Source organism: Chthoniobacter flavus Ellin428 (assembly GCF_000173075.1).
In the GTDB taxonomy this organism is placed as follows: Bacteria; Verrucomicrobiota; Verrucomicrobiia; order Chthoniobacterales; family Chthoniobacteraceae; genus Chthoniobacter; species Chthoniobacter flavus.
On the sequence record NZ_ABVL01000013.1, the window covers coordinates 161975 to 184586 of the forward strand.

Annotated in this window: 25 protein-coding genes; 13 read left to right on the forward strand and 12 right to left on the reverse strand. The window is 58.8% G+C overall.

Annotated elements, in window-relative coordinates:
* Positions 1 to 199: 199 nt before the first annotated feature.
* The gene (locus CFE428DRAFT_RS20255) at positions 200 to 1462 is read left to right on the forward strand and encodes a Glu/Leu/Phe/Val family dehydrogenase (protein ID WP_006981501.1); all 1263 of its coding nucleotides are present in this window, start codon (positions 200 to 202) and stop codon (positions 1460 to 1462) included.
* Between the two features lie 316 nt (positions 1463 to 1778).
* Here the strand turns inward: CFE428DRAFT_RS20255 and CFE428DRAFT_RS20260 are convergent, their stop codons facing one another.
* The 9 genes from CFE428DRAFT_RS20260 to CFE428DRAFT_RS20300 form a co-directional block, all read right to left on the reverse strand.
* The gene (locus tag CFE428DRAFT_RS20260; protein WP_006981503.1) at positions 1779 to 3068 is read right to left on the reverse strand and encodes a Gfo/Idh/MocA family protein; all 1290 of its coding nucleotides are present in this window, start codon (positions 3066 to 3068) and stop codon (positions 1779 to 1781) included.
* A 519-nt stretch (positions 3069 to 3587) separates the two neighbouring features.
* Positions 3588 to 3830 carry a hypothetical protein gene (locus CFE428DRAFT_RS20265; protein ID WP_006981504.1) on the reverse strand — a complete coding sequence of 81 codons (243 nt, stop codon included), beginning with the start codon at positions 3828 to 3830 and terminating at the stop codon, positions 3588 to 3590.
* Between the two features lie 1195 nt (positions 3831 to 5025).
* Positions 5026 to 5739: a hypothetical protein gene (locus CFE428DRAFT_RS20270; protein ID WP_006981505.1), complete on the reverse strand. Its 714-nt coding sequence runs from the start codon at positions 5737 to 5739 to the stop codon at positions 5026 to 5028.
* A complete protein-coding gene (locus CFE428DRAFT_RS20275) occupies positions 5726 to 6592 on the reverse strand; it encodes a hypothetical protein (RefSeq protein ID WP_006981506.1) in 867 nt (288 codons plus the stop codon). Before CFE428DRAFT_RS20275 ends, CFE428DRAFT_RS20270 begins: the two co-directional genes overlap by 14 nt.
* 268 nt (positions 6593 to 6860) lie before the next feature.
* The gene (locus tag CFE428DRAFT_RS20280; RefSeq protein ID WP_006981507.1) at positions 6861 to 8363 is read right to left on the reverse strand and encodes an NAD(P)/FAD-dependent oxidoreductase; all 1503 of its coding nucleotides are present in this window, start codon (positions 8361 to 8363) and stop codon (positions 6861 to 6863) included.
* 44 nt (positions 8364 to 8407) lie between these two features.
* Positions 8408 to 9667, reverse strand: a complete 1260-nt coding sequence (locus CFE428DRAFT_RS20285; RefSeq protein ID WP_042725407.1) for a glycosyltransferase family 39 protein — start codon at positions 9665 to 9667, stop codon at positions 8408 to 8410.
* An 8-nt stretch (positions 9668 to 9675) separates the two neighbouring features.
* Positions 9676 to 11238: a hypothetical protein gene (locus CFE428DRAFT_RS20290; RefSeq protein ID WP_131989514.1), complete on the reverse strand. Its 1563-nt coding sequence runs from the start codon at positions 11236 to 11238 to the stop codon at positions 9676 to 9678.
* A gap of 320 nt (positions 11239 to 11558) precedes the next feature.
* Complete coding sequence (locus CFE428DRAFT_RS20295; RefSeq protein WP_157447582.1) at positions 11559 to 12080, reverse strand: DUF4142 domain-containing protein; 522 nt, start codon at positions 12078 to 12080, stop codon at positions 11559 to 11561.
* A 93-nt stretch (positions 12081 to 12173) separates the two neighbouring features.
* Positions 12174 to 12755 carry a hypothetical protein gene (locus tag CFE428DRAFT_RS20300; RefSeq protein ID WP_006981512.1) on the reverse strand — a complete coding sequence of 194 codons (582 nt, stop codon included), beginning with the start codon at positions 12753 to 12755 and terminating at the stop codon, positions 12174 to 12176.
* Positions 12756 to 12875: 120 nt separating this feature from the next.
* Between CFE428DRAFT_RS20300 and CFE428DRAFT_RS20305 the strand changes: the two genes are divergently transcribed.
* The 7 genes from CFE428DRAFT_RS20305 to CFE428DRAFT_RS20340 all read left to right on the forward strand — a co-directional run bounded on the left by CFE428DRAFT_RS20305 (position 12876) and on the right by CFE428DRAFT_RS20340 (position 16903).
* The gene (locus CFE428DRAFT_RS20305; RefSeq protein ID WP_006981513.1) at positions 12876 to 13385 is read left to right on the forward strand and encodes a GreA/GreB family elongation factor; all 510 of its coding nucleotides are present in this window, start codon (positions 12876 to 12878) and stop codon (positions 13383 to 13385) included.
* Between the two features lie 815 nt (positions 13386 to 14200).
* Complete coding sequence (locus CFE428DRAFT_RS20315) at positions 14201 to 14548, forward strand: ATP-binding protein (RefSeq protein WP_272941129.1); 348 nt, start codon at positions 14201 to 14203, stop codon at positions 14546 to 14548.
* A gap of 199 nt (positions 14549 to 14747) precedes the next feature.
* Positions 14748 to 15173: a hypothetical protein gene (locus CFE428DRAFT_RS39965; protein WP_237705531.1), complete on the forward strand. Its 426-nt coding sequence runs from the start codon at positions 14748 to 14750 to the stop codon at positions 15171 to 15173.
* Between the two features lie 79 nt (positions 15174 to 15252).
* Entirely contained in the window at positions 15253 to 15606 is a 354-nt protein-coding gene (locus CFE428DRAFT_RS20325) for a hypothetical protein (protein ID WP_006981517.1), read from the forward strand.
* Positions 15607 to 15716: 110 nt separating this feature from the next.
* Positions 15717 to 15914 carry a hypothetical protein gene (locus CFE428DRAFT_RS20330; protein ID WP_006981518.1) on the forward strand — a complete coding sequence of 66 codons (198 nt, stop codon included), beginning with the start codon at positions 15717 to 15719 and terminating at the stop codon, positions 15912 to 15914.
* A gap of 390 nt (positions 15915 to 16304) precedes the next feature.
* On the forward strand, positions 16305 to 16586 hold the full coding sequence (locus CFE428DRAFT_RS20335) for a type II toxin-antitoxin system RelE/ParE family toxin (RefSeq protein WP_006981519.1): 282 nt from the start codon (positions 16305 to 16307) through the stop codon (positions 16584 to 16586).
* 14 nt (positions 16587 to 16600) lie between these two features.
* A complete protein-coding gene (locus CFE428DRAFT_RS20340) occupies positions 16601 to 16903 on the forward strand; it encodes a HigA family addiction module antitoxin (protein WP_006981520.1) in 303 nt (100 codons plus the stop codon).
* Positions 16904 to 17209: 306 nt separating this feature from the next.
* Here the strand turns inward: CFE428DRAFT_RS20340 and CFE428DRAFT_RS20345 are convergent, their stop codons facing one another.
* A complete protein-coding gene (locus CFE428DRAFT_RS20345) occupies positions 17210 to 17506 on the reverse strand; it encodes a hypothetical protein (protein ID WP_006981521.1) in 297 nt (98 codons plus the stop codon).
* A 422-nt stretch (positions 17507 to 17928) separates the two neighbouring features.
* Here CFE428DRAFT_RS20345 and CFE428DRAFT_RS37600 point away from each other — a divergent pair, with 422 nt between their 5' ends.
* From CFE428DRAFT_RS37600 to CFE428DRAFT_RS37610, 3 genes are read left to right on the forward strand one after another with little or no spacing between them, the layout of a single operon-like run.
* A complete protein-coding gene (locus CFE428DRAFT_RS37600) occupies positions 17929 to 18258 on the forward strand; it encodes a hypothetical protein (protein WP_157447583.1) in 330 nt (109 codons plus the stop codon).
* 26 nt (positions 18259 to 18284) lie between these two features.
* Positions 18285 to 18434, forward strand: coding sequence for a hypothetical protein (locus tag CFE428DRAFT_RS37605; RefSeq protein ID WP_131989513.1), 150 nt, complete (start codon positions 18285 to 18287; stop codon positions 18432 to 18434).
* Entirely contained in the window at positions 18431 to 18655 is a 225-nt protein-coding gene (locus tag CFE428DRAFT_RS37610; RefSeq protein WP_131989512.1) for a hypothetical protein, read from the forward strand. The genes CFE428DRAFT_RS37605 and CFE428DRAFT_RS37610 overlap by 4 nt, the downstream gene beginning before the upstream one ends.
* A 16-nt stretch (positions 18656 to 18671) precedes the next feature.
* Here CFE428DRAFT_RS37610 and CFE428DRAFT_RS41240 read toward each other — a convergent pair whose 3' ends face one another.
* Entirely contained in the window at positions 18672 to 18857 is a 186-nt protein-coding gene (locus CFE428DRAFT_RS41240) for a GmrSD restriction endonuclease domain-containing protein (RefSeq protein ID WP_083805257.1), read from the reverse strand.
* A 219-nt stretch (positions 18858 to 19076) separates the two neighbouring features.
* Entirely contained in the window at positions 19077 to 20135 is a 1059-nt protein-coding gene (locus CFE428DRAFT_RS20355; protein ID WP_006981523.1) for a tetratricopeptide repeat protein, read from the reverse strand.
* 661 nt (positions 20136 to 20796) lie between these two features.
* Between CFE428DRAFT_RS20355 and CFE428DRAFT_RS20365 the strand changes: the two genes are divergently transcribed.
* Positions 20797 to 21018, forward strand: coding sequence for a hypothetical protein (locus tag CFE428DRAFT_RS20365; protein ID WP_006981525.1), 222 nt, complete (start codon positions 20797 to 20799; stop codon positions 21016 to 21018).
* Positions 21019 to 21305: 287 nt separating this feature from the next.
* On the forward strand, positions 21306 to 21629 hold the full coding sequence (locus CFE428DRAFT_RS20370) for a hypothetical protein (protein WP_006981526.1): 324 nt from the start codon (positions 21306 to 21308) through the stop codon (positions 21627 to 21629).
* Positions 21630 to 22612: the final 983 nt, after the last annotated feature.

Consider the following 22612-nt stretch of genomic DNA (forward strand, 5'->3'; position numbering starts at 1 on the left):
ACTGGAAAGTCGCCCCTCCCAGTGAGCCGCGGCCGAATTCCTCGCTGTCCCTAAAAACCGACAAAAAGATGTGGATAATGCTTAGCCACACGCAGCGATTACGCCATGTTGAGGCGGCTGCGCCGGCCGCCTGTCACGAATAAAAAGGTGGCTGGCACAACTGCCCACCGGCAGAGCCAACCTTCATTTTCGCAACCCCATGGATATCTACGCTGATCCCGCCTATGCGATGGCTACGGAACAATTCCGGGTGATCGCCGACTACCTCAACCTCGACGCGAATATCCGCGAGCGGATGTTGCACCCCAAGCGGGCGATCGCAGTGACGCTGCCCATCCATCGCGACGACGGCACCCTCCAAACATACCAGGGCTACCGCGTGCAGCATCACCTCGCGATGGGGCCGACGAAAGGCGGCGTGCGTTTTCACCCCGGGGTGAGTCTCGGCGAGGTCGCGGCGCTCGCCACCTGGATGAGCTGGAAGTGCGCGCTCACCGGGCTGCCCTACGGTGGGGCGAAGGGAGGCGTGACCGTTAACCCGCGCGAACTTTCGACACGGGAACTGGAATCGCTCTCCCGTCGTTACATGCAGGAGATGATTCCTTTTGTCGGGCCGCATACCGATGTCATCGGCCCCGACATGGGCACGAATGAGCAGGTCATGGCGTGGTTCATGGATACCTATTCCGTCTACAAGGGCTACGCTGTGCCGGAAATCGTGACGGGCAAACCGGTGAGTATCGGAGGCACCACGGGACGCCGTGAGGCGACCGGGCGCGGCGTCGTGTATCTCGTCGAGCGCGCGCTGAATGTCCTCAAGATGCACGCGGAAAAGTGCACCGCCATCGTGCAGGGCTTCGGCAACGTGGGCGCCGTAACCGCGTTGGGTCTCGCCTATAAGGACGGGATGAAAGTCACTGGCATTAGCGATGCCTTTGCTGCCTTTTATCGCGCGGACGGGATCGACGTTCACGCCGCGGAGAAATATGCGAATGAGCATGGCAGCCTCGCCGGTTTTACCGAGGCGGATACCATCGATCCGGACGAACTCCTGATTCAGCCGTGTGATGTCCTCGTTCCGGCCGCGGTCGAGGGCGTGATCACCGAGAAAAACGCCGGTCAGCTCCGCTGCCGGATCCTCGCCGAAGCGGCTAATGGCCCGACTACACCCGCGGCCGATCGCATCCTCTTCGAACGCTGGAATGAGATCTTCGTCATCCCAGATATCCTCTGCAACGCCGGAGGCGTGATCGTTTCCTACTTCGAATGGGTGCAGGGGCTGCAGCAGTTCTTTTGGAACGAGAGCGAAATCATGGACAAGCTCTTTCGCATCCTGGAGCAGGCATTTACCGCGGTGACCAAACGCTCCCGCGAAGCGAAGATTCCGCATCGCGTGGCCGCCATGGCCATCGGCGTCGAGCGCGTGCTCGCCGCCAAGCGGGCGCGCGGGTTGTTCCCGTAGAGACTGTGAAATAAACCGGTAGGGAGATCGTTTGGCCCGCGAATTACACAGATGACGCGGATGAAAGATGCTCCATTCGTGTCATTCGCGTGATTCGCGGGCACTTTTTTCACAGTCTCTTAGCCGGGGATGAGCAAGGATTGGTGGCGCGCCGCTATGAAACGCTTTCAGAACGTGCGACTGGGAGCGGCGATCCCGCCATGGCGGGATCGCCGACCGGAGCAAACGCGCGGAACGCCATTCTTGGGGCGTCGCTCCGCGACGCAGGGCGACTGGAAAGTCGCCCGTCCCAATCAGGGCCATCGCCTTCCTACACTCAGCCTAAATCGGCCGGTCGTAAATCCGCTGGAACACCGCGGCTTCGCCTTCCCCCGCGCGGTTTGGATCGACCACGAAGATTCCATCCGGGCCGAAGCGCGGCCGTGACGGTGGCGCCTTTGCCTTTCTGCAGATATTCGAAATTCAAATCGCGGACCTGGGCGGCGGCGTTGATGAGCGCGACGGTGATGCGCGACTCCTCGGCGGTGGGGTAGAGCGAGGCGACGGCGTCGCGGGTCTCGCCGTGGAATTTGATCCGGCAGATCGCCGCGAGGCCGACGGTCAGGCTGTCGACGCCGTAACCGACATAGGCGCTGGTGCCATCGGGGCGCGCAACTTCGCGGGTGAAGTGGTTGTTCGCCGTGCGCGATTTGTCGCCTTTGCTCCACCAGCGGAAACCGCGGTATTGCTGGTCGCTCTCGACCTTGCCATCGGCGCCGACGATCTCGTGGCCCTGGTTCACCGGTCCTTCGAACTCAGGCGGCGTGATCCAGTTGTTGTGGAAGTTCATGCTCAGGCCGTTCTCGAAATCGACGCGGACCTGCACGGAGTCGTAAGCGAGAATGCCATCGCGGATGAGGCGCTTCTTCTGCCCGACGGCAGTGAGGGAAACGGGCTTGCTGCGATAGTAAGAGTAAATGAGATCGGTCCAGTGCGCGCCGACGTAGCTGAAGGGGTCGCTGGATTCGACCCACTTGAAAGTGCCGGTGGCGACTTCGAGCGGTTCCTCGAGATACGCTGTGCCGTAGAGCGGTGCGCCGATGCGCTTTTGGACGTCGTCGCGCACCCGGAGGTGATCGGGGTCGTAGCGCTTGTGCATGTCCACGGAAACGACGAGCCCCTTGGTTTGCGCCGCTTCGATGATTTCATCGGCCTCATTGATCGTGAGGCACATCGGTTTCTCGGTGATGACATGCACTCCCTTGGCCAGCGCGGCGAGAATGGGTTGCGTGTGGAGATTGTCCGGCGTGGCGACGGCCAGGATATCGAGATCGGGAATCTCGCGGAGAATGTCGTCCCATGGCGCATCGCCGAAGAAAGCGCGGGGTTCATGGCCGGTAATCTCGCGGAAGTGGGCCTGCGCCCGCTGGGCGGAAGCCTGCGAACGGGTAGCGACGGCGACCAGTTCGAAACGGATTTCGGCGAAATCGCGCGTCCATTTGTCGAGACCGACGCGGGCCAGTTGCCCGGCGATGCCGAAGCGCTGGAGGTCGGAATAAGCACGGAGATGGACGTCGCCGCCAAACATGCCGGCGCCGACGAGGGCGATCTTGATCGTTTTAGCCATGACTGTTCTGGGAATGCGCGTGCAGGGTGCCGAGTCCGTAAAACGTGTCGAGGGAAAATGCGAAAGAAAAACGCAGCTGCGCAACCAGGAATTTTTAAAACGCAGAGGCCGCAGAGGCGCAGAGAAGAAGTGTCGAGGGGCTGTTGGACTCGACAATTTTCCCAGCGATACGCTTCCTGGGATTGAGCCCCATTGGTAGATCTTTTTCTCTGCGTCTCTGCAGTGCTAACCTGGGTAGTGTCCTAATTTAGCTGTGGAACAATTTTGTTCCTATCCGAACGCCTCTCCGTAGAGGGTATTAAATCGACCTTCGCGCGGCTTGATGTTGTCCGTTTGACGCGAACTTTGCAGAAGAAACGCGGTGTATTTCTTGGGCGCATCAAAGGCCGGGTCTTTTGCCTGCTCGATTACGTCTGATAGGCGGCTGACTGCATCCCGAAGCGCATCTCTGTCGTTCCCAGGAGCCCCTTCGGGGACAGCACCGCCTAAGACCAAATGCCCAAATTCTTCAGGTCCATATCAGTTGGCATTCATCTCCGGCGGGTGAAGTCCGGTGTCGCGCTTCTCGAGCCCCGGATGTTCCCGGTAAATCTTTGCCAGAATTTGATAGTCCAAATTGCCGATGGCGTGGGCCACCGCGCGGCCATAGTCGGCAAACTCCTCTTCACTAGTCCCTGCTCTGATTGTTGTGGCCAATTGGTCCAATTCCTTAAATGTTCGCAATAAAACGATTGCGACCTCTTCAGCGGTTTCGAATTTCATATTTTCTCGCTTCCAAAGTTTTCCCAGTACCGAAAGCGGGACTCGAGCACGAGAGCAAAGTCATTTCCGTGACGAGCGAAATCCGAATCTACCAGAGCCCGGTCAATAGGTGCGCCAGCGGCTAAGCATTACCCACATCTCAAAAAGACTGCGGATGGAGCCCGCGAATCACGCAGATAACGCGAATGAGGAGGATTTTATTCGCGTGATTTGCGTGATTCGCAGGCACTTCTTCTCTCCGCGGGACCTTCAAAAAAGATGTGGGTAATGGTTAGCGCCAGCGGACGCTTACATTCGAAGGTCCATGTTGAGTCACTGTATACTGGCGCGCGCCAGTATACAGCCGTCTCTGTGCCCGTTTCCGTGCGTGTGGGTTCAAAGCCCACCGGCTCCATCTCCATTTGTGGAACAATTTCAAATTAGGACACTACCCTAACCTGAAAAGTGTCCGCAGCTTGCGGAAATTTTGCGGATCGGTCCCAAGTTGCAATTGGGATCGCGTCTGCCTGAGGCAGTTGCACTGTTCACGAAAGGGGCGTCTTCGGGTGGTCATCATTTCCCGCGCCCGCAGACACCCCCGCCATGCGAAGTAAAACTTCGCTCCAAAGTGCGGTCCCAAGTGCAACTTGGGACCGAGCGCGCAAAAAAACGTGTCGAGGTTAAATGCGGAGCCGCAACCAAAGAATTTTTAAACGCAGAGGCCGCAGAGGCGCAGAGAAGAAGTGTTGAGGGCTGGTGGATTCTACAATTTTCCCAGCGATACGCTTCTTGCGCGCTCGGTCCCAACTTGCACCTGGGGGACAGTTGTACTGCCTGCGAAGGAATCGTCTTCGGACGGGTTGTTCTTGCGCCCCCGCCGACACCCCCGCCATGCGAAGTGAAATTGCCAGCGACCGCCGTCGCTGCCCCTTCGGGGCAACCTGCGGTTGGCCTCTCCGCTCCGCTTGAGTTCGCTCCAAAGTGCGGTCCCAAGTGCAACTTGGGACCGAGCGCGCAACCCTGAAAATGTCCGCACGGCGCGTAGAATTTTTGGCCCGCGAATCACGCGAATGACACGAATGAAAACTGATCATTCGAGTCATTCGCGTGATTTCGCGGGCTACTTTCCCTTCCCTCTCTTTTCGAGTGTTCGTCGCTCCTCTTTGGTTGCGGCTCCGCCGCGCTGCGACCTCTGCGTTTTAAAGGTATTCCGATGTTAGGAGACGACCTCTACCGGTGACGGCGCAGGCGCCGCACCGACGGAGGAAAAACGCATCCGGCGCCAGGCGAGAGCAAGGCCATCGAGGATCGTGTCCAACCCGAAGCCCATAAAAATAAAGAGGATCCACTCGATGGGGACGAGGTAACGCGTGACGGTGTCGCCGATGGCGTAAACGATGAAAAGATAGAGCAACAGCGGGAGCCAGAGGAACGACGTGCGGGCGAAACGTCCCGGCAGGAGCGCAGAGATCAGGCCGAGCAAGGCGAGCCAGCCCATGGTCTGGATGTGAATGCGAGGAGGGTGTCCGATTTCACCGCGATGGGCCTGGAGCCAATTGACGCGGGTGAAGGGTTTCAAATATTTGGCATACCACACGGTGTGGGTGGCGCGTTCGACGACAAGGGTGTCAAAGGCCGATCGATCCATCTCGTAAACCATCTGCATTTCCTTGGGTCGCCGGCTCCAATGGATCTCGCCGTCTTCGCTTTGGTCGGACCAGAACTCCGCCGGGTCGATGCGCTGCTCGGCGTGCCGATCGGCGGCCGCGACGATGATCTTTTTGCAGACCATGCCGAAGTATTGGAAGGGGTGGGCGAGGACCGCCTGCCGCGCCAGGGTTTGGGCGACTTGCGCGAAGCGTTTGCGGTTGGAAAGAAGCTTCGCGTAAGCCGGACCGAGGGGGCCGTCCGCGTCGTCATTGATGAGCATCTTTTTGAAGTGCCCTTGATTGAAGACGTAGTTGGGCAGGTCGGTGCCGGGCGGAGTCGATGGCCGGGCGAATGAGGGCGCGCTCTTTGGCGTAGGGCTCGCCTTCGGTTTTCACCAAGGGCAGGGCTGAGCTCAGGAAGAGCCAGGGCCCTTGCGAATCCTTACCCGAGGTAAGGGCCACGAGGATGACCAGGGGAAGCGTCGCGTAGCAGAGTTTCGGCCAGTGCAACGGACGGCGGGTGACGATGGCGGCAGCAAGGATGAGCCCCAGCCAGAGGGGCCGGCCCGCGGGTTTGATGGCAACAATCAGCAGGGCCAGAATGCAGAACCAAATGAGACGGCGATCGCCGGCGAGCCCCTGGCGTGGGATGGCGATGGCGACGGTGGCGATAAAGGCGCCGAGGAGGAGGGTCTCGGAGATGAGCTCGTGCTCGTAGTAAATTGTGCGCGGCCAGATGGCCGCAAAAGTAGTGACGAGCGGCACCCAAAGCGTGGGGCGACGCACGAGGTGGCCTGTGATCCAACCGATGCCGAAGATGATGAAAAGACCGGCGAGATGCTGGACGGCGGCGACGACCTGGACGGTGTTGCAAAAGGGGATCGGCGGCGCTGCGGTCAGGAGGAGCGGGTAAACGTAGCGGCGCTTTGCCGGCATCTCGAAGCGGTGATCGAGGTAGATCGCATGCGCCGTGGCGAAGTAGGAGTTGCTGTCGCTGCCGTAAAAGCCCTCGGGAACGGCGGCGAGGAAGGAGATGCGCAAGATCGCGCCGATGATCAGCGCGGGCAGGCAGAGCCAGAAACAGCGACGAAGCGTGAAAGGCGGGCGGTCCTTTTCCGGCGGGATCGCAGTCATGGCGCGACGCAGCGAAGACTGCCGGGAGAAGACGGGCCGGGACCATGGTCGCGATAAAGCGACCTGCGCACAGAAGAGATGGCCTGCGGCAGCGGCATGGGATTTTCGCCCGGCGGAAGCGCCAGACGGGGTAAACCCGTTGTCTCTTCCAAAGACCCAGCACGACTGCAAGGGCATCCCGCTGCCTGTGGTTAAAATAGCGGAAAAACCGACATGGTGAGTCGGGTCATCCAGTATTCAGCGCTGCCCTTCCGCTATGTCAGGCCTCTCACTGGGCTGTCGTGGCCGGTGACTCGATCTTTTTGGGCACATGCCGCTGTCCGGAGACCGAACTGCTGCTGCCGCTTTCGCCTGCTTCGTGATATTCGGCGTCTTCGTTTACCCGCCAGAGATCGTAGACCGTTTCTCCGGCCAGGATGTTTTGCGCACAGAGCATCGCCGTCATCATGGAATGATCCTGGTTGTTGTACTTGTGCATGCCATTGCGGCCTACGAGATGGAGTGTCGGGAAGCGGCGGGTGAGCTCTTCGCGAATCGTGGCCAGGTGCCGGGCGTAGGCGTCATCGTAAACGGGATAGGCTTTGCGCTGCCGCACGACACAGGCGTCGACGATATCTTCCTGGCGGGCGAGGCCGAGTTTGCTGATCTCGCTTTTGGCGAGTTCCTGGAGCTGCTCGTCGGTCAATTCCCACAGGCCGGTGTGCTCGAAGCAAAAATACTCGAGGCCGTAGCAGGTCATCTTCGGATCGGGAACCATCTCCGGCGACCAGGACTTGAAATTCTGGATGCGCCCGACCTGCACGGAAGGATCGTGGATGTAGATCCAATTGTCCGCGAAGGCGTCGCGATCGTGCAGGATGAGAACCGCGGTGATGAAATCGCGATAACGGAGCTGATTCGCCGCTTGAACGGACTCTTCGGACAGCGCGGGTTTCAGCATCGAGCACAGCTCCCGCACCGGGGCGGTGGAGATGACGTGCTGGGCCGGGAGGGTCTGCACCTGCCCATTTTGATCCTGCGTCGTTACCGTCCACTCCTTGCTGCTCTCGTCGAAAGCGCATTCGGTCACGCGGCGTCCCATGAGGACCTGGCCGCCCGCGGCTTTGACCTTTTCCGCACAGGCTTCCCACATCATTCCGGGGCCCAGTCGCGGATAACGGAAGGACTCGATCAAGGTCTTCACCGTCTTGCCACCGCTGCCGGGCTTGCGTTTCGGCAGGAGGGCATTGAGCACGGCGGTTGTCAGGGAGAGGCCCTTGATCCGCTGGGCGGCCCAATCCGCCGAGATCTCCTTGCAGCTCATGCCCCACACTTTTTCCGTGTAGGTCTTGAAGAAAATCTGGAAGAGCCGTTTGCCAAACTGATTGCTCACCCAATCCTCGAAGCTCTTCGGGTTTTTTACCGGAAAGAGCCGCGCCCACAAGTAGGAGAGGCCGCAACGCACGGACTCAAAAATGCCCAGATTGAAGAGCGCCTCGGCCGCCTTGAGCGGATAGGAAAAGAACTGGCCGTTATAAAGGATGCGCGAGGAGCGCGGGCGGACGAGCATGTCGTCGGGCAGGATTTCGCTCCACAGATCTTCGACTTCCTTGGATTTGGAGAAGAAGCGGTGGCCCCCGATGTCGAAGTGGTAGTCCTTGTAAGTCGCCGTCTTGGAGATGCCACCGACATACTGCGGATCGCCTTCGAACACGGTCACGGGGACGCCGGCGCGGGAGAGGAGATAAGCTGCGGTCAATCCGGCGGGGCCGGCGCCGATGATGGCGACCATTCCCCGGGGTGGGTTGGAAGTATTTTCTGTCGAAGGCGAAACTGTCATTGAGAGTCTGGAAAGCGAGCGGGCGCGACACGACGAGCGTACCGCGCCAGGAGGGTGAGGACGAAACTGACGCCGACTGTCGCGAAGAACAGTTCGAACGGCAACAAGGTTCCGTAAGCAACTCGTGGGCCGGGAGTGGTGATACTCGTCCAGACGATCGGGAGCAACTGGATGAAGAGACACGCCGCCAGGACGCAAAATTCCCATCGCCGTTTGGCAAAGGCGATGACGATGCCCAGGAGCGAGAGGAAATAGAGCACCCGGATATGCTCCGCGTGGCGCGGGATATCATAGTAGACCCGGTAGAATCCTTCCGCCCAACGATGGAAGAAATCGCCGACGCTGTGACTTTTGGCGTAATCCTTCCACGTAAATTCGCTCTGGATCTGCCCGGTGTGGCCCTCCTCGTAGCTGTCCACCCACATGAAATTCGAGAGATACCCGTGATGGACGGGGTTGTGGAAGTATTGATAGCGGGGCAGCCACGTGGGAATCGTCACGATCATGAGCACGAATGCCGCACCGAGATAGGTGAGGAAGACGGATCGTGTGCGGGCGAAACGGGTGCGCGTGTCGTTTTCACGTGGTTTGGCGAGACGCCAAAGATCGTAGACGAACAAAACGCCCAGCGTGGCCGCGGCGCCGAAAAGACCATTGGTCCGGCTGAGGTAGTCCAGGCCGGCGGCAGCGGCGATGCCCAGGAGATAGAGCGGCCTCCCCGTGCGCACATAGCCGAGGAAGAGCAGAATCAGGATGACGAGCACGAGGGCGTGCGAAGGCTCCGTCATCAGGCGGCGGGCGATCTTATCCACCATGAATGGATTGCCGATGAAGAGCAGGCTGCCGATGGCCGCGACGGTATCGCTTTGGAAGAGTCGTCGCACGCCGTAGTAAAAGCAGATCAACAGCGCCAGCCCCACGAGGAGATTCACCGAGCCCAGAGCGATCGGGTTGTCACCCCAGAATTTCACCGCCGGCGCGAGCAGCAGCGGATAGAGCGGCTGCCGGTGAGGCATGGTCTGGACGTACGACATGCGGAAATCACCACGGGCAAACTCCTGCGCGATTTCGATATATTGCCGCGAATCCTTGGACTCCATTTTGGTCACGAGGTCCGGATGACGCGACGTGTGAATGAGCACGGAGATGTTCAGGGCCAGGTAGATGAGACACAAGCACGCTACCAGAATGTGCGAGGCTTTGCGTGGCCCGGAGTCGGCTTTGATTCCGGTATTCGTGGTGGGTTTGTCAGTCATTACCAATGTCATTTACGAATGAATCTGGCCAACAGGGCATCGAGAGGGATCGCCATGGTCACGAAAAGGACCGGCCAGACGACGGCGAAATAGTGGACATTGACCAGCGAAACGGAATAGACCGCGAAAACTTGCAGCACGGAAATGATGACCCAGATTCCGAGCGTGTTGCGGTAGCGCGGCAGGAACGCGCAGCCCATGGCCAGAAGCATCCAGATGCCCAGGAAAGTCGGCCGGACGAGAGAGAGTTTGCTCTCATTCTTGGGGACTTTGGGGTAGCGGAAGTAATCGAATTTCGTCCCGTAGCTTGCGACCCAGGTCTGCACCGTCCGTGCGGCCCAGGATCCTGGCGCCGGTTCCAGGTGGTGGGCGAACTCGCTGTAAGGCGGAAGCGGACCGTGAGGCGGCAGACCGAAAGCCAGGCGCAGCGGGCTTTTTTCATCCTTCACGGCCTCGTTGTAATACAGGGCGGAGCGATCCACGTAGCCGCCGTCCGCAAAATGGGAAAGCCCGTAAGCCGAGAGATTGGCATCGAAGACGACGCGCTGCAGGCCGAGATAGAAGACCAAATCGGGCCGCGCTTTGATGCCTTCCAGCGCGAGATCCATGTAGATTTTGACCTTCAAATTGTCGTCCTTCCCCAAGGCCTTCCAAAGGGGCCGTGCATCCTGCTCGCCCGGATCCCGCAGAAAGTAGAAGAGGTCCCCATCCTGCATGGCGTGAAAGTATTCCAGGTTGTTCCGGTAATGCTCCACCGAATCGCGGATCTCGGCCTTGTAGTCGGCGTGCAGCGGCGTATCGAGACGAGTCAGCGGAAAAACAGAAGTATAGAAGAGTTGGGAACCCTGACGCTTCGAGCCGACGGTCAGGGATACCCCCATCAGCAGGACGATGGCGGTGATTTGGCGCCAGCCGAAATTGCGCCAGGCTTGCGTCATCAGCGTTCCGATGGCGAGCCCCGGCCACACAAAACGCCCCGATGGCTTGGTAAGAATAAACAGCGCGAACGCCACGAAGAAAAACCAAAATACGCGCCGCGACCGGGTCGGGTCCTTTTGGGTGATCCACGCCGTCCAGCCGGCAAATGTCCACAGGAACAGGGCGAAGAAGACGTTATCGGCGAGGAGTTCGTGCTCGCACCAGAGCACCTCGGGCAGGCCGGCGTAGAGGATGGTGATCGGGATGATCCACAGCTGCCAGCGGACGAAGGATTTTCGAATCACATAGGCCAGAGGCACCAGCGTGACCCATCCCAGGAGGTGCTGGAAAATCGGCAACCAGCGCAGGACACCGCCTGGCAGTGCTGCCATCGGCGCCATGAGGAGCGGGTAGAGATAGCGCCGCTTGTCGCCGAGGCTGAACGAGTGGTTCAGAAACAGCTTGTGGGTGAATACAAAAAAGGACCGCGAGTCCGCCCCCCACAGGGCGTACGGCATGTAGCTGACAAAGAGGATGCGCAGGATGCCACCCACCAAAAGCGCGGGAATGGCCCAGCGAATTGCGTCCGCAACCACTGGATGTCGGCGAAACCAAGCAACGAGCCCCACGGCGGAACCGGCGGAGCTGTTCACGCGAAGATTTCCGTGCCGAGGGACGGTTGGCCGTTGGTGAGCCCTCTTCCCAATGCGGATTTCCAGGAGACGAAATCCACCCAGCGCGCGATGGTGCGAGAGACGCGAGGACGGGCATCGCGGAAAACGGAATGGGAATTGGGACCAACGGACATCGCGCCAGACTACACCATTCCCATTAACGGCGTCTGTATCTCGTGTGAAAAATTATTCAGTTTCAGAAAATACGTCTACGTATCGTTTAAATTAGTGACGTATTCTGATGCTGGATAGTCGGAACAGCTTTACCTCCTGGCTTTCCGAATCGATCGAGGCGGCGATTACTTGCCAATCCTACTTTGGAGTTCCTCGGCCATGGAGAGATGCACTTTCAGGGTCGGGAGGATTTTGGCGGCAAACGCTTTCACATCCGGGTCTTTCCCCTCACTCGCCGCTTTTTCGAAGGCATCGATCGCTCTCTTCTGGTTGTCGATCATGGTCTGCGCAAAAGCCTTATCGAAACTTTCGTCGGATTTTACCCCCAAGGGTGTCGATTTCGCTTCCGCGATGAGCGACGGATTCTCGGAAAGCGTGACTTGTTTGGTGCCAGCCAGCGTCTTCAGTTCCGCATTGGCCTTGGCGAGGTCCGCGGCCACGCGATCGGCGAACGTCTTCACGTCGGCATTGGCGCTTTTGAGTCCGAGTCGCGCGGCGTCGATTTCCGCGAGGCTGTCTTGATACGCCTTCTGGAGAAAGGATTTGTCGGCACGGCTCACATCGACGTCATTGGCGAACGACGCGAGGACGGAGAGACCGAACATAGCCACGGCGACCACGAAAAGTGAGCGAAGTATGCTTTTCATATACAAAGGTAGGTTAGTTTCACCCGGAGGCCACAAAATGTTCGTCCCGCGGAACGTCTTTGGAGGCATGAAACATGCCAACGAAAAGCGGAGTTAGCGAAGTCGCGAAGCTGCCATCGACGAGACTTTCGGAGCGCGCCGTCCTTTGCGAATCGTGCCATTCACCGGCACATAGCGGAGTTCCTCGCCACTCGCTGCGCAACTGAGCATGAGCGCGCCCCGGCTCATGTCGCCCCGCCCCACAAAATCGGCGGGAAAGAACAAGCGCTCACCGAAGACGGGTAACAGTGTTTCGACGTACTTTCCGGTCGCGATGCTACCCAAAATCACCACTTCAAATGGTTCGCTCAGCGGTAACGCACCGGCGGTGGCTTGCAGTGGCGCGGTGAAGCGCGGTTCGGCGGCATCCACTGGCACCGTGGAAAATTCCAGCAGCTCTTTCAGGCCGATCCGCGTCTCGGCGGGAACCAAGCCGCGACTGGGCGTGATGACCTGCGCGCCGCTGAGAAGACTTGGAACGCGCGCGAATCGCGTGGCGTAAGCAAGCTTGCCTCGGAAATACAAACCACTGCAAAAGGCGAAGACTTCGCCGAGGCTCGCGTCGCCGATTTGCACCCGGAGCGCGAGTTCAAAATGGGCCTGCGGCCGGACGAGCCACTGCGCGCGAACCCCCATGGCTTTCGCCGGAGAAAGAAGAAAGATGCGGTTCACCAAGTTACTTCGCACATTTCCTGTGCAGCGGCACGTGTTCGGTTCGATACTGCGTCCCGTCCTGCCTTTATCCACCTTGAGAAAATGAGCAAAGCCTTCACCCGCGAAAGCGATGATTCCGGCGAAGAAGCCGCCCTGTCGAGGGCTTCGACCTTGCCGAGTGGCGCTCGCAATCGCATGACCGTGGATGGCGCGGAACGGCTGCAGAAGGAACTGGCCGTGCTCGCGGATCAGAAAGCGCAATTGGAAGAAACCGGCGAAGGAGAAATCAGCCGTGACGAATTGCGCCGCGTGACCTCGCGCATGCAAGCCCTCTCGCAAAGGTTGGCGGATGCAGAAGTGATCGCGATTTCCGAAAGCCGCGGCGATGAAGTGCGGTTCGGCATGTTTGTCACCATCCGCGATGCCGGTGGCGTGGAAGACGAGTATCGAATCGTCGGCGTGGATGAAGTCGATTTGGAAGCAGGCTGGATCAGCTGGCTCTCGCCGCTCGCCCAGGCGATCGTTGGCCGGAAGATCGGCGACGTCGTGCAATTTCAGGCGCCGGCGGGAGAGAAGAAGCTGCACATCGTCGCAGTGCGCCCGCCATCCTGAGCCAAGACCGATCACTATTGCGGAGCCGATACATCATTGGCGGCAGCAGTGTAATTCTGCGGAGGGCCGGCAATAACCCGGTCGAGGTTCGATTCCTCAGCCGCCAACAGCTTCCCTTCGGACGAAAAGGGCGGGGATTGGACAGGATTGGACAGAATTCGAATCGGATTGGTCGGAGTAGTGAGGGTCAGAGCTGTTCCGGGGTTAAGCAAAGGGATGGGGCGTCGCATATCGGAGCGGCTCGGGATGGGTGGACTACTCGGTGGGCAATGGAGCTGGCAACGCGGTGGGCGATGGGCGGTCTGGAAGGTTCGAGAAGACGATCCCGGTGCTTTTGGAAGTGGGCTGGATGGAGGAGATGGCATCGGACTATCAGGCGGGTGACAGCCAGCCGTCACCCGGCTGTCAGCCAGGTGACGAAGAAGGAAAGAAGGAATGGAACGGAATGGAATGGAACTGAATGGAATGGAATGGAACTGAATGGAACTGAATGGAACGGGCGCTGACGCGCGCGCGGTCGAGGCGGAGGCGTTTGCGCGATTCTGGCGTGCTGATCCGCGAAAGGAGGCGAAAATCAGCGGCTGAAGATGCGGGTGCTGACGGACATTCTGGATCGCCGCTACTCGAACCGCCTGGACACGCTGCTGATCTCGAACGAGACGGCGCCGGCTTTCCGTGAATCGATCGGCGACTCGGCGTTGTCGCGGATCACGGAGCACGGGGAGATTGTGACGTGTACGTGGGCGAGCTGGAGGAGGGGGAGGTGAGCGGGATATATACGAAGGTCGGGCGAGAGTGGATGCGGCAATTTCCTGCTGCTCCTTGGCCGGAGCGGGGCGGGCAAAGGTTACCTGGCGACAGCGGCGCTGAAGTGGAATGGCTCGGGGATTTTCCTCAAGCATCCGGACATGCTGATGGATCTGCGCGCGAGTTATGATGCGGGCCGGACGCAGGAGCTGATCACGCGCTGGCAGGATTGTGAGATGCTGGTGCTCGATGAGTTTGGGCTGTCGGGCGGCGGACGGGACGAGGAGCCGATGCTGTATCAGGTGCTGGCGGATCGCTACGATCATCGGCGGCCGACGATCATCACGAGCAATCTGGAGATAGGCGCATTGCGCGAGGTGCTGGGGTTCCGGCTGTTGAATCGGCTGGGCGAGTAGGCTAAATTCCTTTGTCCCTCAGGGACAACCTTCCGCTTCACCGCAGTTTCGCCGGGTTGACTTTGCCTCTTACGGCGTCTTTTGGGGAATCCCGCCAGCAGACACTCCCTCCGTGCAAAACAGAGTTTCGCTCCCAAGTGCGTGCCCAAATAGAGTTCGGGCACGAGGGCAAAAAAGGCAGAAGGATGAAGGATGAAGGATGAAGGATGAAGAAAGGCGTCACCCGAAAAGAGGACGCCACATCCAAAGCCGCGGAGCGCATTTCACTTCATCCTTCATCCCTCCGCCTTCATCCTTCTCTTCATTCCGTGGTCAAAAACTCCTTTTGTCCGGCTTTCGGGACACCCTCTCGGGACTAATCTGTCGGGGAAACCATTATTTATACATCCAATCCCGGCTGTTCAGGCGATTCCCGCGCATGCCGGAAACGCCCAAAGAGGAGATCAAAAACATTCAAGAGGAGATCGGTGCACTCGTGAAGCGCACGCTGATTCAAACGGGCGACATTCAAGACGTCGAAGAGAAGCTCAAAGGGATCGTGGAGCGGAGTTCCAGGATTACCCCTCCACCGGCAGAGTCCGCGAATACGATTACGCCGCCACCGGCAGAGTCGGCGGATTCATGACGAGGCGGTTCCTGCTCCTCGCCCGTCGCCGCTGGGTCGGCTTCCGGCGGAAGGAGGAAGAAAAAGACGGAGTACGCGCATGCACTATTCGATCGGAAACGAGGGGCTGATTCTCCTCATCCAAGTTCAGGGAGGTTTGAGCAAACCGGAGATTCTCGCCTGCTGGGAGGCGATCAAGGCGCATCCGGAATATCCGCGCGCGACGGGAGCGCTGGTGCTCTTTGACGCGGTCTGGTGGGAAACCTCCGGCGACGAGCTCGGCGACCTGGCGAAAAGGGCGGATGAGCTCCGCCCGATCCGCTGGGCTTTCGTCACCGACGAAGACCTTTCCTACGGGATGGTGCGCAGGTTTGCCACGCAGGTCGAAGGTGCGGACAGATTTGCGGTGTTCCGAGATGAGGACATCGCCCGGAAATGGTTGGACCGACAGTAGGGGCAAGGCCTGCGGCGCGCCTGGGACGCGCCGATCTGGGCTGAAAGCGGATTGATTTTTTTGAATGCGCCGAACGCGTGGCGTCCGAATCAGGGAGAGGAGGAGCCTCTATGAAACGTGAAACGTTCGAGATCGAGATATTGCAGGGTCCACGGTTTGTTCTGCGCCGCCGGGGAGGAGCCGCCGAATGGGAGTTTGCCTCCGTGAAAGAAGCATTGGATTACGTGGCGATTCAGCCGGGCGGCCACGACGCGGAAAAGATGCTGCTGGATCAAGAACGGAAGCGGGAAATGAAGGTGGTCTGGTAGCGCGCGGGTGCCGCACCGCAAAGCAGGGAGGAAAATTTTTTAAAACGCAGAGACACAGCGCGGCGGAGCCGCAACCAAAAGGGGAGCCACGAACATTCGAAAAGACAGGGAAGGGAAAGTGACCCGCGAATCACCCGAATGACGCGAATGATCTGCCCTCATTCGTGTTATTTGCGTGATTCGCGGGCCAAAAATTCTACGCGTCGTGCGGACATTTTCATGGTTAGCACTGCAGAGAGGGAAGAAGAGCGGACAAGGGGACAAGGGGACAGGCGCCTGCTCCGCGTTCCGGGATCGCTGTTTCGTATTTGTAAACTATTTAAAATACTGGAAACCGGTTATCCACAGGGAGGGGTTGCACTATAACGCGGCGCGTTATAGGATGGGGGAGTGATTCAGGATTTCCGCGACAAAGAGACGGAGAGGATCTGGAACGGCAAAGGCTCCCGGCGTTTCCCCGCCGATATTCAGCGTGTTGCCGTCCGTAAGCTCCTACAACTCTCGGCGTCAGAAGTCTTGAGTGACCTGCGGGTGCCACCGGGCAACCGCCTCGAAGCCCTCAAAGGTGGACGGGCGGGCCAACACAGCATCCGCATCAATGACCAATGGCGCATCTGTTTTGTCTGGAAAGACGGACAGGCGCACGAGGTCGAAATCGTCGATTACCATTGACCAAAAACATCGCTATGAGTGCCAAGCTTCTCAAAGTAACGCCGGGAGAAATTCTCCTCCAAGAGTACATGAAGCCGATGGGGCTGACGCAGAACGCGCTCGCCCGCGCTTTAGGGGTGGCGCCACGCCGGGTGAATGAAATCATCCATGGCAAGCGGGCGATTACGCTCAACACTTCGCTCCGCCTCGGCCGTTACTTTGGCCAGTCACCGCGCTTCTGGCTGAACTTGCAAATGGAATGCGACTTGCGCAACGCGAAGCCGCTGCTCGCGAAGATTGCTCGCGAGGTTCATCCGATGGTCGCGGTCGGGGTGTAGGCGTGGCGTGGGCCTAACCATTACCCACATCTTTTTGAAGATCCCGCGGAGAGAAGAAGGGCCTGCGAATCACGCAAATCACGCGAATAAAATCCTCCTCATTCGCGTTATCTGCGTGATTCGCGGGCTCCATCCGTAGTCTTTTTGAGATGTGGGTAATGCTTAGGGCGTGGGCGGTTCGATCGACTCGGCGAAGACTGGGCAGTTTCTTTCGGTATCCGACCTCTCTCTCGTGCCAAAAACTCCATTTGGGCACGCCCTTGTGGGCCCAGCATGGGCAGCGCGATTGGCCAAGGCTGCCGTTGACTAACACTTCCTGCGTTTTTTCTTGACAAATGCTGCCATCTTTTCGCAAGCCGCTTTGGCATCTCGTGCGATTTCCTGCATATCCGGCGGCAGCGAATCGGGGCCGATCCGAAGCCTTATACCGCTGGCAATCTGCTCGCCGATTTTCTGCAGTTCCTCCTCGCTGTTGAAGTGCTCGGTTAGAGCAAAGGACAGAGCGTAATCTTCCTCCGTGACAGGCACGGACCCACAATGATCGCAGGGATTGAACGCCCCGAATTTGAAGGAACCGCAGTGGATGCAGACGGCAGTAGTCATAGGTAATCGTATTGACAGGGTTACAAGCGCCCCCAACGGGTCGCAGGATGATTCGCATCCTTACCTTTATGTGTGCAATGGCCTTTCGGGCGGAGGCGTAGGTCGGATTTCCAATCTCTCGTGCCCAAACTCCATTTGGGCACGCCCTTGCGGGCCCAATTCCATCGGGCGTGGAGGGGGCGTCTGCGGGTTTGGCTTTCGAGGGATCCCGCCCGCGGACACTCCCTCCGTGCGAAACAGAGTTTCGCTCTCAAGTGCGTGCCCAAAAATCCTAATCCCGCTACTATTGTAAGTAAAACTAACTGGCCAGCGTTCCTTGGCGCGGTAAATTTTGCCGCATGCTCATAAACATAACTCATGACTGCCGCCTTAGGATTGGCGGAAAACCAGTGCGAATCAACTCCTCAACCGGAGAATACCCGGTGGATTATTCCGACGCCATTCCACTCGATTTGGATACTGCCTTGCAAATGATCCGGGCATTAATAGGAAAATGGAAAGCTGAATACAAATCACTTTCACCGGGGTTGCCCGTTGAGCTTCGCCTGCCAATTGGACCAATCAATGCTCCGCACGTCATCATTGATGGGGTGTTCGTCAACGGAGACGAAACAGAAGCGTTGGAGGAAAAAGTACGCGCCTATTATGCTCCCATCATTCAGATCCGCAGGAAAAGTTTGCGGCGGTACATCCAGAGCAGGAGGAGCCACATGACTAACAACGAGGCGCTGCCGAGGAGGAGCGGCTCGTAGGGTTTCACGGGCACAAAGATTGCACGGTGCTGGACCCGTTCCTTGGCATTGGCCATTCCGCCCTCGCTGCGATCGAATGCGAGGATATCGTATCCCGGTTCATCGGTTTCGATATCGACGAGGAATATATCAAAGTTGCCTCTGAGGTGACGGGATGTTCCTATAGCGAAGCATGATCGACATCGTGATAGTTCCAAGGAGCGAGGGGCCGAAGATCAATGTTCAAATTGATGAATCCGCCACGCCGATGGATCTGGCTTCGGCGTGGCAGGAGACCGAATGCGAAATATTGCGACGCCATCTCTGGGACGCGATTTATTTTGAGTGCGTCCGTCGTGGTTTAGACCCTAAACCGATCATTGGAGACTCACCGCTCAAGCCTCCATCCCAAAGTTGATCGGACCATCAAATTATCAAATCGGCCAAGCTGTTAGAGCGAGTTGCGCCAATGCTTTTTGGCGATCGCTAATCGTTGCTGAGTTCCAGTCGTCGCATTCCGATACTTGGCTTGTGAGCACATATGGGCAGCTCGCGAAAACAGCTTTTGTTGTAGCGAACGGTTCGCTTTTCAAAACGGCGGAATTATCGCTGGCTCGCATCAATGCGTGATTTGCGGAGCCGGTTAATATAGATACCAGCTTCGTCGTGAATTGAGGGCGGTCTATCTATTGCAGGAACGGCCCGAATCTAACGCAGAGGGCGCAGAGAATTTTGAGAGAGGAGAGGAGGGATGGCAGGCTCTTCCTCTGCGGCCCTCCGCGTTCTCCGCGTCTTCTGCGTTTAAATTAGTCGCGACTACAGTTTCATTTTAAGATGCTCTAACGACCGGTTTCTTTCTTTCGGCGCGCGGATTTCTTGGAGCGGCGGCGGGCGGCGGGTTTGTTACCGTTGGCGGTGTTAGGGGCGGCTTTCGCTTTCAGGGCTTCGGCCAGATCCTTTGCCAGACGGTCGTCTGGCGAGATGCGCAAGGCGGCTTCCACGAGTTCTAGGGCCTTGGGCTTGTTGGCGGGCTTCCTCGCCAGGAGCGCGGCGTAGTTACAAAGATGCCTTGGATAGAGTGGGTCGGCCTCCACGGACCGTCGATAGAGTTCCTCCGCCTCATCGAGCTTGTTCCGGACCTCTTCGAGGAATTCGGCGTAGTTGCCGAGATTGTTGGCGTGATTCGGATCGGCTGTGATGGCACGTTTGTAGAACTCCTCGGCTTCGTCATGCTTCTGGCGAACATCGGTCAGGAAGTTGGCGTAGTTGCCGAGGTGAATGGCATTCTTGGGGGCGGCGCCGATGGCGCGTTTGTAGAACTTTTCCGCTTCGTCATGTTTCTGAACGACAGTATCCAGGAATATCGCGTAATTGCCGAGCAACGGAGCACTCTCGGGAAGTTTGCTCAGTCCTTCCAGGTAAGCTTTTTCCTGATCGTCAGGATTGCGTGCGGCAATGGCCCGGATCTCCCAGTATCCCCACTCCTCTTTCATGTCGGATTGTTCGGCATGATAGATCGCCGCTCGATAGAGCCGTTCCTTTTCCGTGCCCGTGGCCTTCGCAGCCAGTTCAATCGCAAAGCGGTAAATCAACTCGCGGCTGGCCTTTTTGTATCTCTCGCACGTTTCCTTGGCACTGCGTTGGAGCTCGTCGGACAGATTGCTCACGCCGAAAAGCTCGGCAAATTGTGCCATCAATTCATCGAAACCATACACCGGTACGAGCCAGCCTTGATGTTTCTTCACGAGCTTTTGAATGCGATCCGAGGGCAGCTCGTCGGGGCCACCGTTGGTCGAGCGATAAGTCCAGAAAATCCCGTCCGCGCCGAGGGGCGGCATGTGTTGGAGGAAATTCATGAGGCTGCCGGCGCCGCGGCCGGCGACGGTGCGTCCATTCATCGGCGCCGCCGATAACCATGGAGGAGGCTGGGAGTAAGCTATGCCAAACCGGCCTCCACGAGTGCCTGCCGTGCCGCGATCACCTCGCCCTGAGGCGTCGCCGATCTGCGGTCTGGACATCGCCAAAGCCAGCGGCGCCAAGGTGCTGGTCCGTGCTCCCAAGCCCGGCGAGGCGGATTGTTTCTACGCGTGGCAGCAGGGAGTCATCGTCCTGAGCCAGGACGTCGCGCTCGGCACGGACATCGGGTCACTGATCGCGGCGTCGGAAGAGGCCGCGCACCCACCACCAGCCGAAGTGGTTGCACGCCCTGCGGTTCCTATCCCCCGCGCGCTGGTTCGCCGAGGCGGATGCTTTCCTGAGAATCAAACGCGCCTTCGGGCTGAATTGCTAAAATATGAAAACAGTAACCGTAACTTGCGATATCTGCGCAAAGCCTGTCACGGAAGACGACATGCAGCCGGTCAAGGTCGTGACTCGGAGTCCATACAAGAGGCTGCAAATTGAGTTTCTAGTTAGCCTACTACCGGTGCAGTTCGATATGAATACGGCGAGAGAATGGAAGCTTTCCGAGGACGAAATGTCGAATGCCCATATCTGCACGGACTGCGTCTGCGAGGCGGCGGCGAAACGCGTGAAAGAAAAACCAAAGGCTCGGAAGAAATGAGCGAAATCCTCGAAGGCGACGAATGGAAACATCAACCTCCGGACTCCACTGCGGCGGCGCCGGCGCCCGGGCACTTTATCCTGCACAGCCGGGCCGAGCAACAAGCCTGGCTGGATGACTTATATCTCCGCGGCCAAATCAGCCTCAAGGTATGGCGCTTCCAGTTCGACCTGCTGAGCCTGAAAAACGCCGACGGCAGCTTACCCCCGCTCGAGTGAGCTCCGCCCAGCCTTAGGCATGACCCACATCTTTGCACGGTATTTGCGCATCGACACAGATGGAGCTCCTGGGAGCGGCGACTTTCCAGTCGCCGACCGAACAAGCGCGCGAAGCGCCGTCTTGAGGGCGTCGCTCCGCGACGCAGGGTCTTTTCTAGAAAGTCGCCCCTCCCAGTGGTCACCGTCGAATTCCTCGCGGTCCCTAAAAATCGACAAAAAAGATGTGGGCAATGCTTAGACCCAGCCCGCGCACCCCACCCGTGACCCGACCTTAATCCACCGATCGCATGAGACCCACGAAACACGAAACCCTGACCGGCCGCAAACCCATCCGCGTGAGCGAATTTGACCTGCCGACGAAAGCCCAGGCGCGGCAACTCGACGCGTGGCTGAACGGCCATCTGGAGAGCAGCGCACTGCCGAAGAAAAACAACATCGAAGAGCGCAAACGAAAGAACCGCGCCCGGACCCGGGCGTCCCGCCGCTCCATCCGCTGGCAACAAGAACACCGCGAAGCCTACAACGCCCGGATGCGGGCGTACCGGAAGAGGAGGCGGCTGGGGGAGAAGGCGGAGAGGGTCGGCGTGGGTGGGGGGAGGGTAGTTACGTGAAGAGGTTTGGCCTTGGGAAAAAATGATATCACCCGACAGCGGTCATGGACGCAGCTCTCTCGTTTCTCTCGCTCCGCTCGAGTTTGGGAACGAGAGGGATCTTTACCTGCATCTCAGTGGCGTCGATCGAGTTGAGTTGGCGAAGCGGCAGACTGTCCCGGAGGGACAACGGAATTTAGCCGGTGCGCAAGCCTGTGAGCTTCAGGCGAACAGGCGTGGCCACCGGAACTGCGTCCCTCCACGGACCCGCCCTGGAGGGGCGGAGGAATCTCCCGCGAGCGAAGGGTTCCCGCGCCGCCTCCGGGGCGCATCCGTGTGGGGGCGTGTTCCGGGGGTGTCGCTCGCAAGCTCGCTGTACCCCCGGCTAAATTCCTTTGTCCCTCCGGGACAGCTTGCCTCTTCACCGCAATGACTCGGACGCGTCCGGAAAGACGTGGGTAACAATCAGTTCATAGAGCGCGGGTACCGCGGTGAGGCGTTGCGACCTTCGCGCGCCGGAGCGTTAGAGCATTTCTCTCTCGTTCCCAAAGTTAGCGAAGCTTCGCTCATTGTTGGTGGTCCGGGCCGGACGGGCGACTGCCGTCGCCACCCTGCGGGCAGACTGCGTTTGACCTCTCGCTCCGCTCGAGTTTGGGAACGAGAGGGATCTTTACCTGCATCTCAGTGGCGTCGATCGGGTTGAGTTGGCGAAGCGGCAGACTGTCCCGGAGGGACATTGGAATTTAGCCGGTGCGCAAGCCTGTGAGCTTCAGGCGAACAGGCGTGGCCACCGGAACTGCGTCCCTCCACGGACCCGCCCTGGAGGGGCGGAGGAATCTCCCACGAGCGAAGCGTTCCCGCGCCACCTCCGGGGCGCATTCGTGTTGGGGGCGTGTTCCGGGGGTGTCGCTCGCAAGCTCGCTTTACCCCCGGCTAAATTCCTTTGTCCCTCCGGGACACCTGCCTCTTTGCAGCAACGACTCGGACGCGTCCGGAAAGACGTG

Bases quoted from the DNA above. Each gene is read 5' to 3' on its own strand.
- CFE428DRAFT_RS20255 (WP_006981501.1), top strand. From the start codon at position 200: ATGGATATCTACGCTGATCCCGCCTATGCGATGGCTACGGAACAATTC.
- CFE428DRAFT_RS20260 (WP_006981503.1), bottom strand. From the start codon at position 3,068: ATGGCTAAAACGATCAAGATCGCCCTCGTCGGCGCCGGCATGTTTGGC.
- CFE428DRAFT_RS20265 (WP_006981504.1), bottom strand. From the start codon at position 3,830: ATGAAATTCGAAACCGCTGAAGAGGTCGCAATCGTTTTATTGCGAACA.
- CFE428DRAFT_RS20270 (WP_006981505.1), bottom strand. From the start codon at position 5,739: ATGCTCATCAATGACGACGCGGACGGCCCCCTCGGTCCGGCTTACGCG.
- CFE428DRAFT_RS20275 (WP_006981506.1), bottom strand. From the start codon at position 6,592: ATGACTGCGATCCCGCCGGAAAAGGACCGCCCGCCTTTCACGCTTCGT.
- CFE428DRAFT_RS20280 (WP_006981507.1), bottom strand. From the start codon at position 8,363: ATGGTCGCCATCATCGGCGCCGGCCCCGCCGGATTGACCGCAGCTTAT.
- CFE428DRAFT_RS20285 (WP_042725407.1), bottom strand. From the start codon at position 9,667: ATGACTGACAAACCCACCACGAATACCGGAATCAAAGCCGACTCCGGG.
- CFE428DRAFT_RS20295 (WP_157447582.1), bottom strand. From the start codon at position 12,080: ATGAAAAGCATACTTCGCTCACTTTTCGTGGTCGCCGTGGCTATGTTC.
- CFE428DRAFT_RS20300 (WP_006981512.1), bottom strand. From the start codon at position 12,755: ATGGGGGTTCGCGCGCAGTGGCTCGTCCGGCCGCAGGCCCATTTTGAA.
- CFE428DRAFT_RS20305 (WP_006981513.1), top strand. From the start codon at position 12,876: ATGAGCAAAGCCTTCACCCGCGAAAGCGATGATTCCGGCGAAGAAGCC.
- CFE428DRAFT_RS39965 (WP_237705531.1), top strand. From the start codon at position 14,748: ATGAAGGATGAAGAAAGGCGTCACCCGAAAAGAGGACGCCACATCCAA.
- CFE428DRAFT_RS20325 (WP_006981517.1), top strand. From the start codon at position 15,253: ATGCACTATTCGATCGGAAACGAGGGGCTGATTCTCCTCATCCAAGTT.
- CFE428DRAFT_RS20330 (WP_006981518.1), top strand. From the start codon at position 15,717: ATGAAACGTGAAACGTTCGAGATCGAGATATTGCAGGGTCCACGGTTT.
- CFE428DRAFT_RS20340 (WP_006981520.1), top strand. From the start codon at position 16,601: ATGAGTGCCAAGCTTCTCAAAGTAACGCCGGGAGAAATTCTCCTCCAA.
- CFE428DRAFT_RS20345 (WP_006981521.1), bottom strand. From the start codon at position 17,506: ATGACTACTGCCGTCTGCATCCACTGCGGTTCCTTCAAATTCGGGGCG.
- CFE428DRAFT_RS37610 (WP_131989512.1), top strand. From the start codon at position 18,431: ATGATCGACATCGTGATAGTTCCAAGGAGCGAGGGGCCGAAGATCAAT.
- CFE428DRAFT_RS41240 (WP_083805257.1), bottom strand. From the start codon at position 18,857: ATGCGAGCCAGCGATAATTCCGCCGTTTTGAAAAGCGAACCGTTCGCT.
- CFE428DRAFT_RS20355 (WP_006981523.1), bottom strand. From the start codon at position 20,135: ATGAATGGACGCACCGTCGCCGGCCGCGGCGCCGGCAGCCTCATGAAT.
- CFE428DRAFT_RS20365 (WP_006981525.1), top strand. From the start codon at position 20,797: ATGAGCGAAATCCTCGAAGGCGACGAATGGAAACATCAACCTCCGGAC.
- CFE428DRAFT_RS20370 (WP_006981526.1), top strand. From the start codon at position 21,306: ATGAGACCCACGAAACACGAAACCCTGACCGGCCGCAAACCCATCCGC.